We start from the raw sequence: 25,367 nt of genomic DNA on the forward strand, positions 1-25,367 counted from the left end.
AATTTGCAGGATTTTTCTAATTGTATTCTTTGATTTTGTATCTTAAATTTCGTTCACTTATACCTAATGCTTCAGACGTCTTTTTTCTGCTATTTTTAAATTTTATCAGATTATATTCAATTACTTTTCTTTCTATGGACTTCATATCTTCGCCAACATAAATGGGAATTATATCATCACAGCTATTAACAATATTCTCTGAAAAAAACACATCCTCAGGTAGGTCTTCTACGGTAATAAAATCATGTCTTGTTAAAGCAACTGCTCTCTCTATTATATTTTGCAGCTCACGCACGTTACCATCAAATTTATATTTTTCAATTGCCTGAAGAGCTTTAGCTGAAATGCCTTTAATGTCTTTGCTTAAGAATATATTATAGTTCTTTATGAAATGGTCCACTAGCCTTGGAATATCTTCTCTCCGTTCCCGAAGTGGAGGCATAGTTATATGTATTACATTTAATCTATAAAATAAATCTTTCCTAAAGGCATTTACTTCTACCTCATGTTTTAAATCCTTGTTTGTAACTGCAATAATTCGTACATTTATTTTGGTGCCATTGATAGAGCCAATAGGATATACTATTTTATCCTGCAGAACCCTAAGCAATTTAGTTTGAAGATTCACATCCATATCTCCAATTTCATCCAGAAAAAGTGTTCCTTCATTAGATAATTCTATTACACCTTTTCTATCTTGAAATGCACCAGTAAAAGAACCTTTTTTAAAACCAAATAATTCGCTTTCAAGTAAGTTTCCAGGTATTGCTGAACAATTTATTACATTAAAAGGGTGTCCATTTCTACTGCCGTCAAAATGTATTGCTTTTGCTACAAGTTCTTTTCCAGTTCCACTTTCTCCTGTGATTAATACATTACTATCTATGTCTTTAACCCTATTGATTAAATCAAATATATCTAACATTTTTTTCGAATTGCCTATCATATTGTAATTAGGGTTATTCATATTTATTTGATTACTCAAGTATTTAATCTTAATATTTAATGAAATATATTCAGCAGCTTTATTTACTAAAAGTATTAATTCATCAATTTTTATTGGTTTCGTAACATAGTAAAAAGCTCCTGCTTTTATAGCTTCAACTGTTGATTCAATTGTTCCGTATGCGGTCATAATTAAAACTGCAATATCCGGTTTAATTATTTTAATTCTCTTTAAAACAGTAATACCATTACTCTTTCCAAGGTTAAGATCCAAAAGAATTATTGATATATCAGTATTAGTAACAATATCTATAGCCGTTACTTCGTCAAGCGCGGTAAATACTTCATACTCATCTTCAAGAGCAAAGCTTAGAGCTGTACAAATTGATGATTCATCATCAACTATTAATAATTTATTCATTATTATCAGCCTCCATGTGGCAAAATTTAATTATAAATGTAGTACCCTCATCTGTGGTGCTTTGAACTTCAATTGTAGCATTATTTTCTGATAATAATTGATAACTTATAAAGAGCCCGAGACCAGTACCTGTGTCCTTAGTTGTAAAAAATGGATTAAATATATTATTTATAGTATCTTTTTTAATACCACAACCATTATCCTTAATAAATAGTAATACTGAATTGTTATTTGCTTTTGACCAAATAATTATTCTCTTATCCTCTTTATTTAAGCATTCAGCAGCATTTAGGACTATATTTATAAGTACTTGCCGCAACTGGTTTTTATCTATTAATATGAAATTGTTTTTGTTTATATTATTTTCTATAATAATGTTTTCAGTTTGCATTTTGTTTTTTAATAAGAGTATAACCTTATTAACGATTTCGTATAAATCTGTTTTTTCCCTAAAGGGCTTTTGTGGCCTTGAATATTCTAGTAAATCATTTATCAAAGTATTTAGTCTATCTATTTCTGTAGGGATATCTTTGCAAACCATTTCTCTGAATTTAGGATTATCAAATTTTTTTGGGATTAATTCAACATATGCTCTTATTGATGTTAATGGGTTCCTAATTTCATGAGCTATACTTGAAATTAGATTGCCTAGTGATTGCATTTTATCCTTTGTCCTCATATTTTCCTGCATTAATTTTTCTTCTGTTATATCTCTGAATATAACTATAGTTTCATCCATATCTTCATAAACATTACTTAGTATATCTACATTGTAGTTTATATATAGTTTGTTGTTATCTATTAAAAATTCTTTTTCACCAGAATTTTTAATAGGTACTTTGTAATTTATAATCTCACTTATTGATGTATTTTCATATTGCTTACCTAAAAGTTCACTTTTCAATATAATTTCAGCTAATTTATTTGTAAAAGTTATTTTGCCTTGCTTGTTGATTGTAACAATACCGCTAAAAACATTATTAAGTATTTGATCTCTAAAGTCTCTCTCAAGTTTAATTTGTATGTTTTTTTTTGTAAGTACATCATTGGAATCATTAATTTCGCGGGTTTGCTTATTAACCTCTTTTTTTAAACGGTTGTTCCACTTATAAAACAGAAGCATTATAAGGGCAAGTATAAGTATTAACATAACGGAAAAAAACACAATTTGCTGAATATACCAACTAGGAAGATTCACTGGCTGGCCAAACCATTTCCTGTATATTTTATCATATGTTCCATTTTTTTTAATTTCTTTAAGTCCACTATTAACTATTCTAAGAGTTTCTAGATCACCATATTTTACTGCTACGGAGTATTTACTTGGATTAAGAATATTACCTACAATTTTTATCTTATTTTTAATTTGAAGTTTATTTATAAAAAATACTCCAGTTAAGGTATTTCCTATATACGCGTCGGCTTCTCCTGTAAGTAGTTTTTGAATTGCCTGTTCCTGATCAATTGTATAAATAATAGCTACATTATTTAAAGTAGTAAGATTATTTACTGCTACATCTCCTTGTTGTATAACTACTTTTTTATTTTTCAAGTCTTCAAATTTATTTATATCATTATTGCTATCAATAACAAAAATAGATTGAGAATTTTCTAAATATTCTTTTGAAAATTCATAATATTTATTTCTATCAGTGCCAACTTTCATACCCTCAATTACATCAACGTCGCCATTTTTAAGTTTTTCGCATGCATCGTACCAAGACATGGGATAAAACTCAATATTGATACCAGTAGATAGAGCTACGGATCTCATTATATCAACGTTAAAACCAGTATATACTCCATTTTCATCAACGTATTCATAGGGAGGAAAGTTAATATCACTCGCTACCTTGAGAACAATGGAATCATTTTTACCTGGTATTAAAGTGGTACTTTTAAAATGGTAAATTAAGATTAATGAAGTAATAGTTAATAGTGAAATTATTACAATAAAAAGTTTTTTTATCAAAAATTATCACCTTGCTTTTAAATAATATTTAAATTTATATTTATTAAGCCTTATGTTAATTATATCATACGTTAGTAAATTCAAGGAAATTTTTGAATCTGAAATGTGATAGAGTAGAATTAATTAAATTAGTATTAAAATTAAAACCCACCCATGGAAGGGTAGGGTTTTGACGTTTTTGGCATTTAGGCAAAGAAAAGTGGTTAATAGTTATAGAGGACTGCATTTATAGTTGCTACTTGTCCCCAAAAAAGCACATGCCTTCTTGTTAAAAATATCAGGATTCTTTGAGACTAAATCACCGTGTCCTAATCTTTTAAATTCCTGTATTTGGGATGATGGCAACAGCTTGGATAATTGTTTTACAGATTTTCCAAGAAGTCTTTTTTCTTTTTCGCCATACCAAAAAGCAATGTCAGAAGCAGCGTTTTGAATGGTAGTAAAGGTAGATTTCTTTTCAATATCATGTCCATCTAAAAGCGGAACAATCACAAAAAAATCTGGTGTAAATGCTTCGATTTGTTCACTCCACATTTTCCAGGACACAAAAGCTCCATGAATTAGAATAATTGCTTTATTATTTATGTCTCCAAATACCTTGAAATTCATTATCAACTACCTCCTTCTTCTATATTCTTTGATATCTTTATTCATTATTAGTATTTCATTATGACAAGAAAACTGTTTAAATAAACTTATACAATACTATATTTATTTATAAAACTGCATTCCTAAGTAAAATTATAACTATAACACTAATAATTAGCTATTGGATAGGACAATTATGATTAGATTATTTTCAGTTTTATGTCTTACTCGTAATTTATGGATGTGAGTGATTACCGAGTCTTATTTCTATGTAGTCTCTTTGGAAAACTTGGTCGATATAATTGATTAAGTTGCTGAGTAATTGTTAAAGTTGAAGCTTTATCTAGTGAGACAATAAAAGCAACCCAAAAGGTTGCTCTATAATTATTTTTTTAGATTAATTTTTTAATTTTTTTTTACTAATTTGCAATATTTTTTATAACCCGAATTTCAATGTCTTGTTTTTCAACCTTAATGGAAATAGCCTCTAGCTTTTTCTCAATATCAGTTAATTTTTCATAAGTTAGTGTATAACCATCAAATAAAGCTTTAGTTTTATCTTCAAATTTATCTTCAAGTCTTACAATATCAGTCTTGTCAGCTTTTTTATCAAGTTTTATATTTATTTCATCAAACCTTGAATTTATTTCATCAAACTTTGTATTCATTTCGGTATACATTTTGCCCATTAAATCAAATATTTTATCTTCCATTAATATCACCACCTCAAGGATTATTTCATACTCAAATTTATTTTATCACTCCTCAAAGTATATCAGATTTTAGACTAAAATAATATACTATACTATACTATTATTATTGCCATAGTACGAACATATATTCGTATAAACCATGATTATTTTGCAGAGAATGATGTATTTATAAAATTAGCTAACAAGTCAACAGATAAAACTGAAATATGCAAGAAAAATGCATATGTTTTAGATATGGGTGTGATTGCCCCGGCTGCTTTGATTTGCTTGTTTCAATTGAAAAAACGGAGAGGAATGGGATATGTTTTATTAGTGATGTTATTAACACTTTGCATCGTTATTGGAATAATGATTCCAATTCAGACAGCATTTCAAATATCAGCAGGAATTGAGCTACCGCTTGTAGCCATCGTAACAAAGGGGGCAAGCTTTGTCGTTCTCGCATTGTTTGCACTATATTTTAATATAAAACTCTTTAAAAATATAATATATTAGAAGTACAGAGAGGATGTTAATTATGAGCAAGGTTGAAAAGATGAGTGATAGGCAATATTTATTTGGTGTAATTTTTATACAAATAAAGTATAATCTATTTAGACTACAGGTTTGCCTCATATACTGGTATTGCAATGATGATTTTGGTGTGTATTGTTCTCGGGGTATGGTTATGTTATGTAACGATAAAGTCAAATAGTGTAATTCCTGCAAGTATCCTACATGGTGCAATCAATGTAATCGGAATTATATTAAAGCCAATAGATAAAACTGTAAAAGTTGCATCGATAAGTGTACCACATAAATACCTAAACAAAGATATACATGCAGCTATAGAAGGGGTATAAACAATATATGCTTCAATAGGAGACATTTTATCATAGATTTGTACTTTTGGATTTATAACTATGTTAGTTGTTAGTATTAAATTAAAAAAAATTGTAAGTAGAGTATAAGAAAGTGTAAAAATGGAGGGAAGCATTATGAATAAAATAGTAGAAGTATGTTGTGGAAGTTATTATGATTGTTTACAAGCTTACATGGGAAAGGCAGATAGGGTGGAATTAAATAGTGCCTTATATATGGGGGGATTAACACCGAGTATTGCAAATCTTGTTTTGACGAAAAAGAATACAAATTTAAGAGTTATTTGTATGGTAAGACCCAGAGGTGCCGGGTTCTGTTATGAAAAAGAAGACTATGAAACAATGGTATTAGATGTATTGAGTATGCTAGAGAATGGTGCAGATGGAATTGCTTTTGGATGCTTAAATGATAAAGGTAATATAAATATTTCACAAACAAAAAGAATAATTGATATTATTAAATCCTATGGGAAAGAAAAAGAAGTAGTATTCCATCGAGCTTTTGATTGTGTTAGTGATCCACATGAGGCAATCAAAATTTTAATCAAGTTAGGAGTGGATCGCATTCTAACTAGTGGACTAGAGGATAAAGCTGTTCAAGGAGTAGAGTTATTGTATGATTTACAAAAGAAATTTGGAAATGAAATCCAGATCTTAGCGGGTAGTGGAATCAATGCTAAGAATGTGAAGCAGTTTATGGAAGATACCGAAATAACACAAGTACATAGCTCTTGTAAATCATGGTTAAAAGATAAAACTACTACTACAAAGCATATTAGCTATGCTTATACTAATGATGACTTTGCCTATGAAGTAGTAGATACTAAACTAGTTAAAGAATTAGTTGAAATCGTTCATAAGTAGCAAATTACATGCTTATATTAATTAAATAGTAACATTATTTATCTTTAATCTTAAGTTTTGTAAACAAATCTGATACAAAAATTATACTTAAAAACCATAATATAGTTATAATTACAGCATTTAAACGAAAATTAGATTTAACTAAATTAATTAAAACTAATGATCCAACCAAACCTCCGATTCCTCCTATCCAAAAACTGTATTTTTTGTTATCTACAATTATTATTTTTTTACATGTTAAACATTTAATTCCACTAAAATTTAGTGGATTCCATGTTTTCCAAAATGGTATTTTAGTATTACAGTTAGGACATCGTAACATTCTTATACCTCCTATTTAATAAAATTCCCCATAATTCCACCGAAAGATTCAACTTTGAAATCCTCTATCATTTCAGTTTTTCTAATTTCTTTAGTGATTTTCAACCTTGTATATTATAACGCATTAATGATTTGAGTATATCATATGCATAGCATAAGCAAATTGAATAATCACTATTAAAAAGAAACTGATAAGCATTGTAGTTTTCTTTTGTTTATCAATATTTTCTCCATTCTCAATAATTCGTCTATTTACAATGCCTACTATTGATAGTAACAATGTAACGGCATATGCCCTTTCGCTTATTGCATACATAAGCATAATGAAAGTAATTATATTTATAACAACTACCGATATTACTGGGTTTTTACATATCATTGACTTCATAATCTTCCCCCCTACTAATTCACAATATCCTACAAAGACCCATTAACTAAGAAATTAATTTAGTTGGTCCTTAATGAATGTTATGAATTAATTATTTTTCTGTTTCTAAAACTTTTAATTAAAGTATAAGATTATATATTAATCTGCAAGTACGTTATTATTCAATTATATAGGATATTAATAAAAATTTCAAATATTTAACATAAGATTTCGGTTAGCAACAATACACCAAAACTTGGCACTTGCCACGTGGGTGGCACCATTTAACCATCCCATTAAATTTAGATGGTTATTTTTTTATACAATTTGAGTATAAATAATAGTATTACCACTATACGAACATATATTCGTATAACGAGATTTTAAATTTAACTAGAATCTTATAAAATTTAGAAAGAATTTCTTTAAATGCTTAACTGATGCATCCATTGCGATACTGAAACCAATGCCTTCTATAATTGTATGAAAATTATTGGTAGTTAATTATTTAATGGGCATTAGTGGAAGGGTTATGAAGGTGCAATAATCATTCTGATAACTTTTTTATTTTAAAAATTTTTAGAAGGCAATATTTTTCCTTAGCTAATGGTATTATGTAAATATGATTAAAGAATAGTATAAGGGAATAAGAAAATGTGGAGAAAAACTTAAAAAATAGAATTTTAGGAGGTATACAATGAAATTAGGATTAAGAAACCCAAGTTTAAAGAAAATGATTAGTAGTAGAACAAGTCCCAAGAGAATAATAAAAAATAGCTTAGGTATAAGAGCGCCACGTGGATATGGTTGGATTACAAATCCTAAAAAAGCTGCTTATAATCGTGTATATAATCGTACTAGTTTTAGTATTTTTGATGTGCTGAAGAAACTTTTTAAATAGGTTTAATTTAGCAAATAACGTAGTTAAATTAAGGATGAAAGCTGGAAAAAAAGATATACTCTTTATGAGGATAAAGCACTATATAATTAAGAAGTTCCACATGGAGAACAGCAATTTTGATATATTAATAAAATAAAATAAAGATGTGATGGTGATAAAATGGAGAAGTTTATAAAACTATTCTTGCAAACAAATTGTAAAATTAGTAAAAAGTTTGAGCTTATAGTCTTAGAAAATTTCATTATAAAGAAGAGTGGGGGGCAGAGCAATTATTATGAGAATGGGGGATATGAAGCTTTTTATAATGGAATGCAGAAGCTTAAACAGCAAGGTATCATAAGGGAAATTAGCAATGCTGCTAGTAACAAGGATAGGCATCCAATGAAACTAAGATGGAGTTTAAACAATGCTATTGTTGCCCACTCCTGGGATGACGAAGCGATTATTAGACTCTCTGATATATTGAATTTAAATACATATATTAGACATCCGCAGTATCAAACAGACGTAGAATGGCAGTATATTTTAAATATATATTCTTTTTTAAAGGAAAGTGCAAATAGGGAGTGGTCTAGCCTAGAAGAAAGGTGCCTTGAACTTTTCTATGATGAAAAATTTTTAACAGTTAATAAAGGTGGAAAAAAAGATAATAAGGTTATGAAGAGACTGGGGCTTAGTGCAGAGCATATTAAAGCTAAGCAATATGGAGAACAGTTTATTTATTGGAACAAGGGAGTAAGTAATATAAAAACTATTATAATTCTTGAAAATCATTCTACCTTCTTTGCCTTTAAGAAAGCTGTCCAGAGCGGTATTAAAATATTTGGTATAGAGCCAGATGCTCTTATATTTGGATATGGAAAGAAAATCATAAAAGGTTTTTCTTTTATTGATGAAATTGCTATTCCAGATGAAATTGTGGTTTATTACTTCGGGGACATGGATCCCGAAGGTTATTATATATACGGGGCTTTAAGAGAAAGATATCCAGCTATTAATATAAAATTATTAGTGGAAGCTTATATAGAACTTATGAAAACATGTAAAATAAATTATCCTCATGAAGAAGGTCAGGTAAAGAGAAAATTGTATTTAAAGTATATTATAGATGAGATAAAGCAGCAGAGTTATGAAAGTTATGTTGAAAACGTAATGAAACTTTGGGAATTAAACTATAGAATTCCTCAAGAACTTATTACCTATGAATACCTACTAAAGCTGAAAGGGAAAAGGTAGCCTTATGGATTTAGTGCAAACTGGACTTAATGATAGGTTGAAGAAAATAAATGTCATAAGGATGTTAGGTAATGGTATAGACATTGGAGAATTAACACCTTTTGCTCATGAAATTCAATTATATATTTTACTTACCATATTCAGGAGAGAAATTACTGAAAATATCAACAGAACAAAAAATGACATGGTATATATGACTGCGGATATTCTAAGAGAAATGAAACTGGAAACCACAGATAAAAACATAGAAAGAATTGTGGAGGGCCTTCTTTGGTACAGGGGAGCAGACAAACAGGACCCTTTTAGCTGCCTCATATATAATGAAGAGACCAGGCAGCATGATGTATATAAGTTTAGGTATTTAAAAGAAGATCGAGAACATTCCCATTGGGAGCAAGGTGGAAGCACTGTGTATATGCTTACAGAAGAAGCACAGGAGATGATATTTGTAACCCGCGAAATGCTTGAAGAATTTGGCTTTGATGTGGAGCAATTTTATACCCTACAGCTTATTAAAAGCGGAAACTTTAATAGTGCCTTAAATAGTGTGAGTAATTTGATTGCAAGAGTTAAAACACTAATCCGTAGAGAAAAAGATTATCGACTTGATATTACTCGGAATCCCCAAGTAATATTTTTTGACAGCAAAAGAGATAGAAAAAAGAATGAGCAAGAGGTAAGGAATCAATTTGAGGATGAAAGAAAAACTTTTGAAGATATGCTGGCTTGGAAGAATAGGCTAGAGAACTTTCCAAAGGAGAAGAGAGAAGAAGGGGAAAGGTTATTTGAAGAACTTGAAAATGCGAGAATGCTACATAATCAACTGGCAAAGGTTGTAATTGATAGCATGGCCTTTGAAGTTAAAATAAGAGTAAACTATCCAGAGAGCTTTTGGATTACTTCAAGAGTATCCTTTAAAAAGGACATATGGCAAAATGTTATTGTTAAAAAAGGACTTCCAAGTTTTGATTATTTAGAAAATTTAGTAACACCACTATTATCTCCGGAGATTGAATTTATATATCCTCTAGACTGGGCATGGGAGGAACAATTTGTAATAAAGGAAACTGCACAGGAAGTAGTGGACGATGCCGATCGCATTGAAGAACAGGAACATATAAACAAAAACATAGTTGATTGGGACCTAATAATAGAATTATGGGAACCTATATTTGATAGATTCATAGAGGATGAAGTATTTAGTATTACAGAACTTAAAGATATGGAGAAAATTAATCAGGACAAATGGCTAAGTAAGCGAGTAAACCTAGAAATATTTATGATGTTTGTTCTTACTGAGCTAACTTTTACTAAGGATAATGAAGAGTTTGAAAAAATGGATGAGAGAATGGTTCTTTTTAATAAGCTCTGCAATAAAAATGAAAGATATAAAATTCTTATAGGGAAAACCCTTACTTCTAAGTTGGAGGAAAATGAAATGCCTCTTAAGTTAGAAAAGATATTTATATCACCATACACTCTCTTTATTAAAGGATAGGAGGCCGTATAACTTATGGCATATACAACGGATAACATACAAAAGGCATCTGCGTTATTTTTTATTCTTCTAAAGGAAAACATTGTAGATATAAAACAGCCATTGGTAGAAGAGTATCTTAATAGTAGCGAAATAAGAGAAATTGTTAATACCATGGCAGGAGAAGGAAACTTAAGGGTTTTCGATACAAGAGAAAATCTTCATATGGTTTCAACTGCAAATGGATCCATTTTTGCAAATTCTTATACTCAAATGAAAGAAAAATACAAAGGGTTAAAGAGTAAAAAGTATTTTTACTTAGCAAATCTTATAATATGTGTATTTCTATCAGAGGTAGATAAAGATAATAACATTAGGGTCAGGTGGGAAGAGGAAGGAATATCCTATGCTAAGCTGGAGTCCTTAGTAAATAGCACTATTAATTCTTGGTCAGCAAGGCGGAAGGAGGAAGAAGGTTTTACTCTTGAATGGGGAATAGCACTAAAAGAAATTGATGAGGTGTGGAATAAGGATTTTTCACCAATGAAAAACAGCAGAACTAAGGGAACTATTGATGTAGTAAATACTACAGATAATAGATTTAATTTTATTTATAAAGCCCTGAAACCATTAATGGATCAAAAACTTATTTATAATAACACCAAGGAACTTAAAATTATTCCAAAGAACGAGCTATATGAAAGGTTGGATAAAATTTATCATAATCAGGATAGATATATAGAGTTCATTGCGTTAATAGATGCTGCAAAGGGAGGAGAACAGTATGCCGAGACTCAGCAAGATTAGGATAGTAGGAAATAAATATGATAATTTTAAAAAGTGTTACGATAATACTGTTTTTGATTTAACTAGGGATAATGACCCTGACCACACATTGATTACTATGCAAAATCAAAGTGGAAAAGGTGTATTAATGCAGCTTATGTCTCAAATCGTTTTACCTAATACCAAATGGGGTAAAAATGATGGGAATAAGATAACAGGCATGTTTTTAAATGCAAATAAGCAATTCAGTCCATACACCTTCCATGTAATATTAGAGTGGAAGCTGGATACTGTGCCGGATAAATGGCTAATTACTGGAATGTGTGTAACGGCCAGCAAAAGAAGCTCGATGAAAGAAGAGGAAAAGGAAGAAAAGATAGGCATAAGATATTTTTTATACACTCATGAACATTATGCTAGTGATTTTTATACTATTGAAAATCTACCAGCGTATTTAAAGGAAGAAAAAAAAGCTGTACCTTACATGGAATTCGAAGACTTTATATTAAAAAACAAAAGAGATTTTAGAAAATTTTCAGAATCCTCTGCAAAGAATACTAGATCCGAATACTATCAATATTTAGAGGGTAATGGAATATATCGGTCTGAATGGTCAATATTAAAACTTATAAACAAGGTAGAGGGTGGGGCTTCGGATTATTTTTCAAAAGCCAAAGACAATAAGGGAATCTTTGATGAATATATCATACCTTCAATATCTGAAAATCTAAATAATCAATATGAAGAAAATAAAGATACACTAAAGGATATATTTAAAAGTAATATTTCAATTACCAAAAATCTACCTATATTAATTAATAGAGAAGCCGACTATAAGAATTTATTAACTATGTTGTCGCCACTAATTCGAGATGCAGAAGCGGGGATTAGTTATGGACTTAGAAAAGAAAATAGCATAATAACCGGAAATGATCTTTATTGCACGTTGATGAGTTTTCAAAACAATATTACTATTGAAAAAGAGAAGTGGGTAGGTGAAAAAGGAAAGACTGTAGATAGAAAAAGAGAGCTTCACTTTGAAAAGGAGAACCTGGAATATGCAAAGCAAAACAGGGTTAAAATTGAATATGAACTTGAAAAGCTAGAACAAGAGAAGGGTTTAGACATTGTAAAAATAGAAATAGATGATCTAGCCAAGGATAAAAAGAAATATGAAATAAACAAAACAAATATTCCTAGAGAAATTGATATAAGCAAAAGACATAAGAAACTTGAGGAAAAAAAGAGGCTTATGAGCTCTCTAAATTTAAAGGACATAGAACAAGAAATTATGAAAATAGATGAAGAAATTAAAGAAAAGTGGAAAGTAACCCAGGCTTCACTTACAGAAACTTCAAGAAAGCATTGGGCCTATGAATCATTTCTAAAAGCAAAGGAAGAAGAATTTAAAAGTGATATAAGAATTCTTAAAGAAAATCAAAGCTCTATAAGAGTTAATCTTGGAGTATTTGACGAGGCAAAGGGAAAGTTTAATAAAAGAGAAAAAGAGCTGGGATTAGAGTTTGATGCTTTTAGAATGGTATGTCCTGAAATATTAATGGAAGATGTAAAGAAGGAATATGTAGAGGAAGATAAAAAACTCTTAGATTCAAAGAATAAAATTTCTAAGTTCGAAAAACACATAAATAATCTCAATATAGAAAAAAATAAAATAGGAATCCAAATAGATAACAATAAAGAGAAAAAGGAAGAATTAGATAAAAGCTACAGTGAACAAAAGTTGCGAGAAGAAGAATTATTTTTAGAAATTTTGGATATGTGCAGGCTGGAAAACATTGAAGAAACCTATTCAGTAGGATTTCTTCAAAATAAAGTATTTGAAATAAGGAAAACAAAAGAAATTAAGAGAGTAAAGTTAAATGAGCTAAAGAAAGAACTTTGGGAAAATAACATAGATTTAACTTTAAACAATAAGGATTATTGGATACCCAATAATGACATTGATATCATAAAGACAAAAATTGAGAGCCTTTCGGTAAAGGTTGTTTATGGAACTCAATTTCTGGCATCACTCTCAGAAGAAGAGCAAAAGGAAAATCTTAGAAACTGTCCCATGCTTCCATATAGCTTAGTAATAAGAGCGAACAAGGACTGGGACACTATAAGCAAGAATTTATCAGAAGATTTGTTTTTAAGAAGCATTGTACCAATATATCTGCGAACTAAAATGGAGGGGCAAGCAGCAGGGGGGAACTTTAAGTTAATAAGGCATAAAGGTTTAAAATTTATTGGTAATAATGATGCTTTTCAGCAATGGAAAGAAAGCCTAAGTAAAAAAGAATTAGAGATAATGGAAGCAGTAAAATCTATAGAGAGTTCCATAGATAAAATAGATAAACTCATTAATAAAATTGAAAACATGCTTGTGGTTGACAGCGCAATTCTCTTAGAACAAAGAATTAAAGATGTAGTAATCAAATTAGATGAGCTAGCTATAGAACTTAATACTATAGGATCAAAGATAAATGACTTACAGGAAAAATTAACGTTTTATAATAATGTAAAAGTGGAAAGTGAAAAGGGAATAAAAAGCTTAGAAATTAGTATTAAAAAGCTTGAAGAGTTTATAAATTTCAAGAATGAAATAGAAATAAAGGGAAAGCAAGCAGCTAAAGATCAGGAGAAACTAATAACAGTAGAACTTACCCTTACAGCAGTGGAAATGGAAAAAGCCGAAAATGAGGATAAAAAGTATTTAGAGCAAAGCAGTTATGAAAAATGGAAGATTTATGTTAACAATAAATTAAAAGATGTAAAGGAAATTATAGAAGAGGCTAGTTTTAAAGAGGAAGATAATGAACAGGTTCAAACAAGTATACAGCCAAATTATATAAATTTAGAAGCAGATGATATATTTATAGATATTGAACATAGAAAGAATTTAAGTTTAAAAATTGAGGAGAAAAATTATCAAATAAATGCATTAAGTGAAGCTATTGACCAGCTAGAAGAAAATATTGAGGCAAGACTTGCGGAGCTAAAAAAGCTTGACCTGAGTTGGGCAAATTATATAGTAGAAAATTTATATTTGGACACAATTGAACTTGAACTTGATAGTATAGCGAAAAAAAGTGAGTTTAAAAATGCAACACTTATAGAATTAACCAGTAGCATAGGTACAAAAAAAGGTCTCATAATTCAGATAAATAATGATATTATGCGGTCTGCACAAAAAATAAATGAAGAACACCATAAAACACCACAGCTTTGGGAAAATTTAAATTTAGAAGAAAAAGGCATTAGGCTCAAGGATAATATAAGGGGCAATGATAAATATTTAAAAGAAGTAGAAGATATAATAGAAAAATTAGATAGTAGAGATGTTGAAATGGGGCGTCTAGTCTCAGAAATAAAGCATTTTGAAGAGTTAGATAGTACTAAAGGAAAAACTTCGCAGTACCAAATGGATAAGATTAATAATAATGAAAAAAATGAAGTGGATCTATGGATACAAAACTACAAAGGTATTAATGAGGTTATAAATAATCATACAATTAAAGCACAGGATAACTTTGACCAATTCTTAGAGGAATTAAAAAGGAATCTTAAAGATGAGATACTAAAGCGTAAAATAAAAGAAGTCATAGGTGAAAAAATCAATATAGCGAGTTTCACTAATAACAAAGACTCCTTTAGCAGCATGAGAGAGCATGCACAGAAGGAAATAAGCAGGGTAAGTAACGATAAGTTTAAGGCGGAAGAAGCAAAGGAACAATGGGCATCAAGAGCTGCTAGGCAATCTATTAAGATAGCAGAATGTCTAAGAGAAATGGTTAATAAAATGGTTTATGTTAATGAGAACAATCATGCATTTAAGCTTATAAGACTAAAAGGTGAGGAGCTTTTACCAAAAGAAGAAGAGGATATTAAGGTCTTACTAAATGAGTACTTTGTAGAGTGCATAGAAAAACTAGAAAAATCAGGAGTAGATTTCGATAATTTAGAAGATAAAACCTTGGAAGCTTATATGAGCGATAGGATGATTTTTTCCAAAGCATTAAGAGGGAAATACCCAGTGCTGGAGGTTTATAAAATGACAGAGAAAAATGAATTTCTCTATGCAAAGCCAAACAACAGTCACTATAATACTTGGGGTGGAATAAATAGTGGAGATGGTGATTCACCAGAAGGTAGCGGAGGTCAAACTCTATCTATTAATACCTTTATAATAATGATGCTTATGAATTACAGAAAAAAAACTGTAGGTAATGAAAATCCTTGGACGGTGCTCATGCTGGATAATCCTTTTGGAAATGCTTCAGGAAGTCATGTACTTGATCCTGTATTCAAAATTGCAAACAAGCTAAATTTCCAAATAATAGCCTTTGCTGCACCAGAAATTATAAAGACAGAAATCAGTGAAAGATTTCCTATATTTTGGGCACTACAAATTAATGAAGAAGAGGAAAAAGGGAAACTTGGTAGTGTGATTGGAAGAGTGGTGCATGGGGGGAGAGTTAGGAGTTAATTTGTAACTATATAAATTACATGGATGTGGATTTATACCCATTTTATAAAAAATATAAGGTAATAGCTTATTAATTATTTAAGCTATATCCTTATATTTTTTTAATACTGTTCATTAAAGTGTATTTTTTAATTATAATATGAACATTAATCCCAGTCCAATAATAATACCAGAGTATAATAAATCAATTATACAAAATCCCATTACATCCTTAGCACTGAGTCCGGCAATTCCAAGAGCAGGTAATGCCCAGAAAGGTTGAATCATGTTAGTCCATGCATCTCCCCAAGCAATAGCCATAGCAGTTTTTGCAGCAGGTACACCAAGAGCTGCACCTGCTGGCATCATAATAGGAGCTTGTACAGCCCATTGTCCGCCACCAGATGGTACAAAAAAGTTAACAAGTCCTGCACTTAAAAAAGTAAATAGTGGGAAGGTATGTTGATTAGATATATTAACAAAGAAAGTAGACATAGCTCCTGCAAGAGATATACCAGAAACACTTGCACCTACCATCATCCCCATAATACCAGCATAGAATGGAAATTGAAGTATAATTCCGGCAGCTCCTTTAGCAGCATCTGCAATTGCATTAATAAATCTTCTAGGGGTTCTATGAAGAGCAACTCCAAGGAATAAGAAGATGGTATTAACGATATTTAAGTCAAGGCTTCCACCTTTAATAAAATAATAAACAATATAAGTAAAGCCCATAAGCGTAAGTAGCATTGAGATAATAGTGCTATTCTCAAGTTTATCAGCAGGAGTCATGTTTTCTTTGGCTATTATAATCACTGGCTCCTCCACCAAAAGCTTTGGATTTATAGTAACGGTATTTTCTTTATCAGGATGCATAGCTTTGTTTATAAGAGGTAATGTTACTAAAAGTATACCTAGTATAACTAAATTAAAGTTTGAAAATAATGTAGTACTAGTTGGTATAGCAGTAGTAACAGCACCTGCAGTAGCTTTTACTACAGCTTCGCCACCTCCAGCAATTACTAGTGGTATAGAACCAGAAAGGCCTCCATGCCATACTAAAAAACCTGAATAAGCAGAAGCTATTAAAAGTCTATAATCTACACCTTTAACTTCTTTAGCAAGTTCTTTGGCAAAAATAGCTCCAATAACTAGACCGAAACCCCAGTTAATCCAACAAGCTATAGTAGAAATAAGTGTAACAAGCATAATTGCTTGAGTTGGTGATTTAGGTATTTTCGCAAGGGTTTTAAGACCCTTTTTAAAAGAAGGTGCATTGGCAAGTGCATGACCTGTAACTAATACTAATGCCATTTGCATTGAGAATGCCAATAATGTCCATAAACCCTTACTCCAATGAACAGTCATTGCTAAGGGACTTTGACCAGTAACAATTACACCTAAAATTAATACGAAGAAGGTTAGAAGAACAGCAAATATGAATGGGTCTGGCAAATACTTTTGGACAAGATTAACACAAGCTTTTGTAAACTTTTTAAACATTTTAGGTCCCCCTTTAATATATTTTAGTTTGGTTAATTGAATAACCTTGTGGTCAAGTGACTGCAAGGTTATTCAATTTTATATATACAGGATATCCCTCACGTTCTGTTGAATTTATATCGATCACAACTAAATTAATAGAAGGGAGAGAATTCCATGCAATCGAATTTAAAACAATTATCTACGTATCTGAATTAATTGCTCAAAGTTTCACTAATCATTGCTATGCATCCATCATTTTAAGATTTTCTGAGATAATTAATTCTGCCCCTGTAAGTGATTTAACTTCTTCTACTGTAGTATCTTTATTAATTTCAATAAGTACAAGCCCCTTATCTGTAATTTCCATTACACCAAGTTCCGTAACTATAAGGTTAACTTGTGCTTTTGCTGTTAGTGGTAAGGTACACTTCTTTAATATTTTAGGAATCCCTTTAGCCGTATGTTGCATTGCAATAATAACCTTTTTAGCTCCTACTACTAAATCCATTGCTCCACCCATTCCTGGAATCATTTTGCCTGGTACAATCCAATTAGCTAAATTACCTTCTTGATCTACTTCTAGTGCTCCAAGCACAGTTATGTCAACATGTCCGCCTCTTATCAGAATGAAAGACATTGCACTGTCAAAGTATGCTCCACCAGGAAGTATTGTAGTAAATTCACCACCTGCATTAATTACATCCTTGTTTACATCCCCTTGCATCGGAGATTCTCCCATACCAACCATACCGTTTTCTGATTGGAAAGTAACGTGAACACCTTCTGGAATATAGTTTGTAACTAATGTTGGAAGACCTATGCCTAAATTAACAAGTTGCCCATCTTTTAATTCTTTACCAATTCTTTTTGCAATGATTTGTTTTGCAAGCTTACTATCAATAATCATATTAGTTGGCCTCCCCAATTATATAATCAACCAATACACCTGGAGTAACAATATTATTTGGATCAAGCTTTCCAAGCTTAACAATGTTTCCAGCTTCTACTATTACAATTTCTGCAGCAGTAGCCATAGTTGGATTAAAATTTCTTGCTGTTCCATAATAAACTGCATTTCCAATTTCATCTACTACACTTGCATAAATGAGTGCTAAATCAGCTTTGATGGGAAGCTCTAATAAATATTCTTTTCCCTCAATAGTAAATTTTTGTTTACCATCTTCCACCATAGTAGCAACTCCTGTAGAAGTAAGCACTCCACCAAGGCCAGCTCCCGCTGATCTTATTCTCTCAATTAGTGTTCCTTGTGGTACAAGTTCTACTTCTATTTTCCCTTCAGTCATAAGTCTTCCGGTCTCAGCATTTGTTCCTATGTGAGAAACTATAACCTTTTTAACTTGTCCATTAACTATAAGTTTCCCTATGCCTCTGTCTACATAGCTTGTATCATTTGCTATTATAATTAAATTTTTAACATTTGTTTCAATCAATAAATCAATTATCTTTTCTGGTGTTCCACAGGCCAAAAATCCACCTATCATTATTGACATTCCGTCTTTAAGTAATGGTCTAACTCTATCTAAAGTTACAACCTTATTCATTTATTTTCCCTCCTTGTAGTTTATTGCAATTGTAAAGTTTATAATATTTATTTGTATTTTATTACAAAACAAAAAGGACCGAATTTCTAGTGCCTTAATTAATTAAATACTAAAACTGATAATGCAATGAAAAAACTTTATAAATGTATTTATAGATTTACATGGAATTTGTAAATTTTGTTTTTTACTTGCAATTTAAATATAGTCCTTAGAAAATTCATATAGAACACAATTACACAAAATTTGTAATGTTTTATAATTCTATGTAATTACTTATAAAAGTTATTTCCTCTTCTGTGATGTACCGCTTATTTAAGGCTTCTATTAAAATATCACCAGTACTTTATTATAGATTTTAGGCACTACAAGGTGGAAAACGAAAATTTGTTTAAAACCGGCGGTGTTATTAATCATGAAGAAGAACATGTCATTATGCGGTTGAATTGTATCTTTTGATTCAAGATAACATTTGTTTTAACAACAAATTTGTATAAAGGGTATTAGGTTAATTTGTAGAATAAGATATGTATCTGGAAAATTGTAATAATATTAAATATATAACAGAAGCAAAATAAATACTAGGACGGTATAAGAAATGAAGAAAAAAGGTATAAGGAAGAAAATTATTTTTAGCTTTTTTATAATATCCATTTTATTAGCAACTATTATTTCAGGAATTTGGTACTTCAGAACTTCTGCAAAAATGACGGAAATAGTAAGTAATTATACCTTTAAAATAATTAGTCAAGCTAATGATAACTTTATGATAACTTTGAAGGATATAGAATATTTAGGTACAACTATTTCTCTAAATAGGCCCAATGTTATTGATGTTATAGGATATGATGATAAATCTGATGAATATTCAAAATTAATTAATGATAGAAAACTAGATGATTATATTTCAAGTATATATGCTTACAAGTATTATATAACTGGAATCTCAATTACAACTACAAATGGCAGAAATTATTCCCAAGGAACTTGCTCACTTATAAGTTATGAAAGCAAGAAAAAAATACTTAGTAATATAAAAAAAGATAGTAATAAAATTCTAATAACAGCCCACTCTTCTAGTAATATTGAACAAATATCCTCAACAATGAATAAAAACGTTATAACAGTAACAACGCCTATCAAAAAAAACAAAGAAGTTATTGGTATGGTAGAGATTGATTGCAATTATGATATGATAAAAACACTTAATAATTCCCGATTGCCAATAAACAGTAAATTATTCGTAATAGATAAAACAGGTAAATTTATTTACAATAGTACTAGTAATCAACTTTATAAAAATATTACAACTACAGAGTATAAAAATATATTTAGTAAATTAAATAATAATGACGGTAGTTTTTTTGAAAATGTAGGTAAGAATTCTATGTTTGTAGTTTATCATAAATCTATTTATACAAATTGGATTACTGTTGGGATAGTTCCCAAAAAAATTATGCTCAAAGAACCCTTAAATACCTTTAGAACTACAACTATAATATCATTAATATTTCTAATGGTAATTCTCCTGGTTGCAGTTATTATTTCCTTTAGTATTACAAAAAACGTTGAAAAATTAAGGAATGCAATGGAAAGTGTAAAAAATGGGAATCTTAAAAGCAGTATTGTTATAAATTCAAATGATGAAATTGAAGATTTAAGTGACAGTTTCAATGCAATGCTAGGTCGGATAAATAGGCTAATGGAAGATGTATCGGAAGGGGAAAAACAAAAGAGACTATTAGAGATTAAAACTCTTCAAGCACAAATAAATCCTCATTTTCTAGCTAACACTTTAAATACTATAAAGTGGTTAGCGGATATACAAAGAATTGATAACATTAGTAATCTAACAGATTCAGTAATAGAATTATTGAATGTGAGTATTGGTAGAAAGGATGAATTTATAACCATAGGTAAAGAAATAGAATATATAAAGCATTACATCAATATTCAACAGTATAAATATTGTGATAAATTCAAGGTGGATTTTGAAATAGAAGACGATGTTATAAATCACAAGATTCCAAGATTATTATTACAACCTGTATTAGAAAATGCAATTTTGCATGGAATAGATCCAATGAACGATATTGGTATAATTTTAATGAAGATTATTAAAGAGAATGATAATATATATATTTCTATAAGAGACAATGGCATCGGAATGACGGAATTAGAAATTAAAAAGGCTTTATCCCAAAATGATAGCAAGAAGAGATTTAGTAATATTGGATTAAGAAATGTAGATCAAAGAATAAAATTATATTATGGTGAAGTTTATGGGGTAAATATTACAAGTGTTAAAAACTCTTTTACAGAAATCAAAATAGTAATTCCTTGTGCAGAGGGGGGAAATATAGGAAATGACTAAAATAATGATTGTTGATGATGATGTTATTGCCAAGGCTAATTTACGAACAATGATAGGCTGGGAAAACCCAAACTTTCAGTTTTGTAAAGATTGCTCTAATGGAAAGGTAGCTATGGATGTTATCCAAGCAACTAAACCAGACATAGTAATTACAGATATGAATATGCCTATAATGAATGGGGTGGAGTTAATTAGTTTTATAACCAAAAACTATCCTAACATTAAAATAATAGCACTAAGCGCTTATGATGATTATGATTACGTCAGGGAAAGTTTGAAAATGGGAGCGGTTGATTATATTCTAAAACATAAGATGTCGAAAAGTAATATTTTAGATGTTTTAAATACCACTGTAGATTTAATTGAAAAAGGAAATAAAGCTATAGTGGTAAAGACTAAGCTAAGTGAAGAAATGGTTATTAACAATGAATTGGTTAAAAGGGATTTATTAATAGAACTTTCAAGGATGAAAAAACTAAGAAATGGGTATTTAGAGAAATTCAAAAAATATTTTAATATAGACATTGAGCTTCACAATATTTTCTTTATAATTATTGAACTTGATGACTATAAAGAGTATAAAAAGAATTATTCATATGAAGATGAAAATGTATTTATTAACTCATATATTCAGATTTTAAATGAAGTGGTGGGAGGTACAAATAAAATTATACTCTCACATCTTGAGGAAGGGAAGTTTGTATTACTTTTGTCCTTTTCAGGGTTAAGAAGCGAGTTAGAAATTTCATTTCAGCTTAACTCAATTACTGAAAGAATAAAATTAAGTACTAAAAGGTTTTTTAATAAAACGGTATCACTTGGAGTAAGTGACAAATGCAGTAATATTTCTGAGCTTAGAGTATGTTATTTGCAGGCTGAAAGTGCTTTAAAGTATAAGTTTCTTGCAGGGAAGGGAAATACCTTTAAATTAAATGACCAAAAGAAAAATAAGAGTTCTTATTATGATTTGGATATTAAAGACGAAAAGAACATATCTGCTTGCATTGAGGCCTTTGAATGGGAAAAACTCAAGTCGTACATTTATAATATATACGACAATATAATTTTGCATAATATTGATACAAAGATAGCTAGAGTTATTTGGTTTCAAATAATAAATATTATAAGTAAAGTTTTGCGCAAGAATGGAGTTAACAATGATCTGTTTATAAAAGAGAAAGAATCTTCTTTTGAAATCCTTGAGAATTTCGAAACAGCAGAAGACCAGAAAGATTATGTAATTAACATATGCAATAGGGTTATGGAGTTGTTAAAGTCTTTAAAAATTCAAAATAATTATTCTAATTATACTAAAAACGCAATAAAGTTTATAAACGAAAACTATAAGAAAAACATTTGTTTAGATGATGTGGCGCAGAATTTAGGAATATCAAGCCCTTATTTAAGTCGTATATTTAGAAATGATTGTGAGGGTGGATTTTCTAGTTATCTAAACATGGTTAGAGTGGCTAATGTAAAGATATTAATAAGAAATGGAAGTTATAACCTAAAGGAAATAGTAAATGAAACTGGATTTAACAACTATAATTATTTTTTTAAGGTGTTTAAGGAGATAGAGGGTATGACTCCAATTGAGTATAAGGTTAACTTAAATAAAGAATAGTACAATATTTTAGAGTAAAGTTTAAAATTTTGTTGTTAAAATAGGTGAAATTTCCTTTATAATTAAGTTACAAACGATTACATCAAAAATATAGGGGGGATTTTAATGAGGAGAATAAAAAATATAAAAATAGTTTCTGCTATTTTGGCAGCAACTATTATTGGAGGGTCATTAATTGGGTGTGGTAGTAAAAGCCCAACGGATGATAGTAAGACATCGGCAGCTACAAAAGAAAAGCAAACAGTTACATTCTGGTCATGGGTTCCGACAGATATTCAAGGAAAAGCTTTAGTTGAAGCTTTTGAAAAAAAATACCCAGATATAAAGGTGGATTATTGGAGAGGTGAACAGACGGATTACCAAAAGAAACTGCAAGTTGCTATGGCTGCAGGTGAAGGACCAGATGTACTTGGTATGCAAGTAGGTGGAATGCTTCAGCAATATGCGTCTCTGCTTGAACCAATTAAACCTCTGGCTGATAAGAACTGGGGTACAGGTTGGGAATCTAAATTAGTACCTGCAGCTGTACAACAAACTAAAGACAAATCAGGTAGTGTTGTAGCTTTACCAATCAATTTTACAGCTCAGGAATTTGTTCTTTACAACAAAACTATATTTGATAAGTATGGTATTAAAGAAATACCAAAAACATATGCACAATGGAAAACCATATCAGATACTTTGAAAAAAAATGGTGTAATACCTGTTGCGTTCGGAGCAAAGGATACATGGCATGATACTGATATGTTTGTAGCTCTTTCTAATCAGTTTGGTCCTAAAAAAATTTATGAGGCCGAAGCTGGCAAATTGGCTTGGACAGACAAAGTATTTGTGGATACTTTAACTGCATGGAAAAAAATATATGATGATAAGATCTTCGAAGACGGATCACTGGGAGTTGCTACTTATCCTGATGCTAGAGATCAATACTACTATTCAGGAAAAGCCGCTATGTTTTTAACTGGAAGTTGGCATATGTCATATTTCTTGCCAAATGGAGAGAAATTTGGAACTAAGATTGAAAATGATGAAACAGGAATGTTTATTTTACCTCAAATTGGACCAAATGAATCAAAAGCTGTTGCTAGTGTAGATACTGCGGTAGCTATTAATAAGTCCTCTAAAAATAAAGATGCTGCTTGGAAGTTATTTAGCTTTATTACTATGGAAGAGGGTCAACAGATAATGGCAGACTTTATGCAAGGGTCTCCATCTAAGTTAGGTGTAAAGGTAAATAATCTTGATCAAATTAAGTTTCAATCTGAGAAGGATTCTGTAAATTATGTAAATGACAAAGTTAATAATTCAATAGGAAAAAGATTGCTAGACTATCCAGAACTCACAGAAGCTATAGGAAATGCAATGCAAGAAGTAGCTGCTGGAAAGAAAATAGAAGATGCTTTAAAAAACATACAAACTGTTTCTGATGGAATTAAAAGATAAATAACTATGACATTCTCAGCACTGCTGAGATGTCATTCTCTATAATACATTAAAAAGTAGGTGTTTTGTGATGAATACAAAGGGTTGTAAAAAAAGTACACCTTATTTATTTGTACTACCAATATTAGTATTGTCAGGCGTGCTTTTATACTACAGTATAGGGTTTACTATTTACACAAGTTTTTTTCAATGGAATGGTATTGATAACAATATGATTTTTATAGGTTTTGAAAATTATGTAAAGTTATTTTCTGACAGAGTCTTCTATATAGCAATGTGGAATAATTTGTTATTTATGATATTTACAATAGGGATTCAATGCTTTCTAGGTCTATTCATGGCAGTTTTATTTAGAGCTAAGCTAAGAGGAAACACCATATTTAAATCTATATTGTTTTTACCAACTATTATGGCCCCTGTAATTATTGCTGCTATTTTCAGGATATTACTAGATGCAAATTTGGGAAGCATAAACAATGTTTTTAGAATGCTTCATTTGAATTTTTTAGCAGTTTCATGGCTTGGAGATCCAAAGTATTCGCTTATTTCAGTAATTATGGTAAATGTTTACGAATGGATGGGCTTTAGTATGTTGTTATATTTTTCAGCATTACTAGCAATTCCAGAGGAAATATATGAATCAGCTAGAATTGATGGTTCAGGTTTTTGGAACACCCTATTTAAAATAACAATTCCATTAGTGAATGGGACCACGTCTACTCTAGTGGTTTTAGGGATAATAGGCTCACTTAAAACCTTTGATATTGTTGTGCTTCTAACTGGTGGTGGACCAGGAAAATCCACTGAAATCTTAAGTACATTCCTATATAAACGATCCATACAAGAATTCGATGGGGGGTCTGCAGCCGCTATAGGTGTAATTATATTAATAATATCTCTAATACTAGCTATAACTCAGATCAAATTATATAATCGTTCAAGGAAAAATAATTAGTAAATTTG

The 25,367-nt window shown here is 30.2% G+C and carries 21 protein-coding genes; 12 read left to right on the plus strand and 9 right to left on the minus strand.

The genetic code is table 11. The features are described 5' to 3' along the window. Nucleotides 1–16: 16 nt before the first annotated feature. The 4 genes from ACREVU_RS15510 to ACREVU_RS15525 form a co-directional block, all read right to left on the minus strand. Complete coding sequence (locus ACREVU_RS15510; protein ID WP_431552512.1) at nucleotides 17–1,366, minus strand: sigma-54-dependent transcriptional regulator; 1,350 nt, start codon at nucleotides 1,364–1,366, stop codon at nucleotides 17–19. Continuing rightward, on the minus strand, nucleotides 1,359–3,338 hold the full coding sequence (locus ACREVU_RS15515) for a transporter substrate-binding domain-containing protein (protein WP_431552513.1): 1,980 nt from the start codon (nucleotides 3,336–3,338) through the stop codon (nucleotides 1,359–1,361). The genes ACREVU_RS15510 and ACREVU_RS15515 overlap by 8 nt, the downstream gene beginning before the upstream one ends. 210 nt (nucleotides 3,339–3,548) lie before the next feature. Further along, nucleotides 3,549–3,947: an alpha/beta fold hydrolase gene (locus ACREVU_RS15520; RefSeq protein WP_431552514.1), complete on the minus strand. Its 399-nt coding sequence runs from the start codon at nucleotides 3,945–3,947 to the stop codon at nucleotides 3,549–3,551. A 398-nt stretch (nucleotides 3,948–4,345) separates the two neighbouring features. Then, nucleotides 4,346–4,639: a hypothetical protein gene (locus tag ACREVU_RS15525; RefSeq protein ID WP_431552515.1), complete on the minus strand. Its 294-nt coding sequence runs from the start codon at nucleotides 4,637–4,639 to the stop codon at nucleotides 4,346–4,348. A gap of 276 nt (nucleotides 4,640–4,915) precedes the next feature. Between ACREVU_RS15525 and ACREVU_RS15530 the strand changes: the two genes are divergently transcribed. The 3 genes from ACREVU_RS15530 to ACREVU_RS15540 all read left to right on the plus strand — a co-directional run bounded on the left by ACREVU_RS15530 (nucleotide 4,916) and on the right by ACREVU_RS15540 (nucleotide 6,363). After that, on the plus strand, nucleotides 4,916–5,134 hold the full coding sequence (locus ACREVU_RS15530; protein WP_431552516.1) for a hypothetical protein: 219 nt from the start codon (nucleotides 4,916–4,918) through the stop codon (nucleotides 5,132–5,134). 134 nt (nucleotides 5,135–5,268) lie between these two features. Next, nucleotides 5,269–5,481, plus strand: coding sequence for a CPBP family glutamic-type intramembrane protease (locus ACREVU_RS15535; protein WP_431552517.1), 213 nt, complete (start codon nucleotides 5,269–5,271; stop codon nucleotides 5,479–5,481). Nucleotides 5,482–5,616: 135 nt separating this feature from the next. Then, nucleotides 5,617–6,363 carry a copper homeostasis protein CutC gene (locus ACREVU_RS15540; RefSeq protein WP_431552518.1) on the plus strand — a complete coding sequence of 249 codons (747 nt, stop codon included), beginning with the start codon at nucleotides 5,617–5,619 and terminating at the stop codon, nucleotides 6,361–6,363. Nucleotides 6,364–6,397: 34 nt separating this feature from the next. Here the strand turns inward: ACREVU_RS15540 and ACREVU_RS15545 are convergent, their stop codons facing one another. Both ACREVU_RS15545 and ACREVU_RS15550 read right to left on the minus strand, forming a co-directional pair. Further along, nucleotides 6,398–6,685 (minus strand): hypothetical protein, encoded by a 288-nt coding sequence (locus ACREVU_RS15545; RefSeq protein ID WP_431552519.1) that lies wholly within the window; start codon nucleotides 6,683–6,685, stop codon nucleotides 6,398–6,400. 123 nt (nucleotides 6,686–6,808) lie between these two features. After that, entirely contained in the window at nucleotides 6,809–7,072 is a 264-nt protein-coding gene (locus ACREVU_RS15550) for a hypothetical protein (RefSeq protein ID WP_431552520.1), read from the minus strand. 676 nt (nucleotides 7,073–7,748) lie between these two features. On the opposite strand from ACREVU_RS15550, the gene ACREVU_RS15555 reads away from it, so the two are divergent. The 5 genes from ACREVU_RS15555 (at nucleotide 7,749) to ACREVU_RS15575 (ending at nucleotide 15,940) form a co-directional block, all read left to right on the plus strand. After that, the gene (locus ACREVU_RS15555; protein WP_431552521.1) at nucleotides 7,749–7,952 is read left to right on the plus strand and encodes a hypothetical protein; all 204 of its coding nucleotides are present in this window, start codon (nucleotides 7,749–7,751) and stop codon (nucleotides 7,950–7,952) included. Between the two features lie 159 nt (nucleotides 7,953–8,111). After that, nucleotides 8,112–9,188, plus strand: coding sequence for a Wadjet anti-phage system protein JetD domain-containing protein (locus ACREVU_RS15560; RefSeq protein ID WP_431552522.1), 1,077 nt, complete (start codon nucleotides 8,112–8,114; stop codon nucleotides 9,186–9,188). 4 nt (nucleotides 9,189–9,192) lie between these two features. Next, nucleotides 9,193–10,686, plus strand: a complete 1,494-nt coding sequence (locus ACREVU_RS15565) for a hypothetical protein (RefSeq protein WP_431552523.1) — start codon at nucleotides 9,193–9,195, stop codon at nucleotides 10,684–10,686. A gap of 15 nt (nucleotides 10,687–10,701) precedes the next feature. Beyond that, complete coding sequence (locus ACREVU_RS15570; protein ID WP_431552524.1) at nucleotides 10,702–11,472, plus strand: DUF6063 family protein; 771 nt, start codon at nucleotides 10,702–10,704, stop codon at nucleotides 11,470–11,472. Further along, nucleotides 11,450–15,940, plus strand: a complete 4,491-nt coding sequence (locus ACREVU_RS15575; RefSeq protein WP_431552525.1) for a coiled-coil domain-containing protein — start codon at nucleotides 11,450–11,452, stop codon at nucleotides 15,938–15,940. The genes ACREVU_RS15570 and ACREVU_RS15575 overlap by 23 nt, the downstream gene beginning before the upstream one ends. 132 nt (nucleotides 15,941–16,072) lie before the next feature. Here the strand turns inward: ACREVU_RS15575 and ACREVU_RS15580 are convergent, their stop codons facing one another. From ACREVU_RS15580 to ACREVU_RS15590, 3 genes are all read right to left on the minus strand, one after another. After that, nucleotides 16,073–17,422 (minus strand): TIGR00366 family protein, encoded by a 1,350-nt coding sequence (locus ACREVU_RS15580; RefSeq protein WP_431552526.1) that lies wholly within the window; start codon nucleotides 17,420–17,422, stop codon nucleotides 16,073–16,075. Nucleotides 17,423–17,645: 223 nt separating this feature from the next. Then, the gene (locus ACREVU_RS15585; RefSeq protein ID WP_431552527.1) at nucleotides 17,646–18,311 is read right to left on the minus strand and encodes a 3-oxoacid CoA-transferase subunit B; all 666 of its coding nucleotides are present in this window, start codon (nucleotides 18,309–18,311) and stop codon (nucleotides 17,646–17,648) included. Nucleotide 18,312: 1 nt separating this feature from the next. Then, nucleotides 18,313–18,966, minus strand: a complete 654-nt coding sequence (locus ACREVU_RS15590; RefSeq protein ID WP_431552528.1) for a 3-oxoacid CoA-transferase subunit A — start codon at nucleotides 18,964–18,966, stop codon at nucleotides 18,313–18,315. 595 nt (nucleotides 18,967–19,561) lie between these two features. Between ACREVU_RS15590 and ACREVU_RS15595 the strand changes: the two genes are divergently transcribed. The 4 genes from ACREVU_RS15595 (at nucleotide 19,562) to ACREVU_RS15610 (ending at nucleotide 25,359) form a co-directional block, all read left to right on the plus strand. Next, the gene (locus ACREVU_RS15595) at nucleotides 19,562–21,337 is read left to right on the plus strand and encodes a sensor histidine kinase (RefSeq protein WP_431552529.1); all 1,776 of its coding nucleotides are present in this window, start codon (nucleotides 19,562–19,564) and stop codon (nucleotides 21,335–21,337) included. Continuing rightward, nucleotides 21,330–22,961: a response regulator gene (locus ACREVU_RS15600; RefSeq protein ID WP_431552530.1), complete on the plus strand. Its 1,632-nt coding sequence runs from the start codon at nucleotides 21,330–21,332 to the stop codon at nucleotides 22,959–22,961. The genes ACREVU_RS15595 and ACREVU_RS15600 overlap by 8 nt, the downstream gene beginning before the upstream one ends. Before the next feature lie 105 nt (nucleotides 22,962–23,066). Then, nucleotides 23,067–24,404 (plus strand): ABC transporter substrate-binding protein, encoded by a 1,338-nt coding sequence (locus tag ACREVU_RS15605; protein ID WP_431552531.1) that lies wholly within the window; start codon nucleotides 23,067–23,069, stop codon nucleotides 24,402–24,404. A 70-nt stretch (nucleotides 24,405–24,474) separates the two neighbouring features. Further along, a complete protein-coding gene (locus ACREVU_RS15610) occupies nucleotides 24,475–25,359 on the plus strand; it encodes a carbohydrate ABC transporter permease (protein WP_431552532.1) in 885 nt (294 codons plus the stop codon). Nucleotides 25,360–25,367 lie beyond the last annotated feature (8 nt).

Source organism: Clostridium sp. (genome assembly GCF_050717535.1).
Lineage (GTDB): Bacteria > Bacillota > Clostridia > Clostridiales > Clostridiaceae > Clostridium_AD.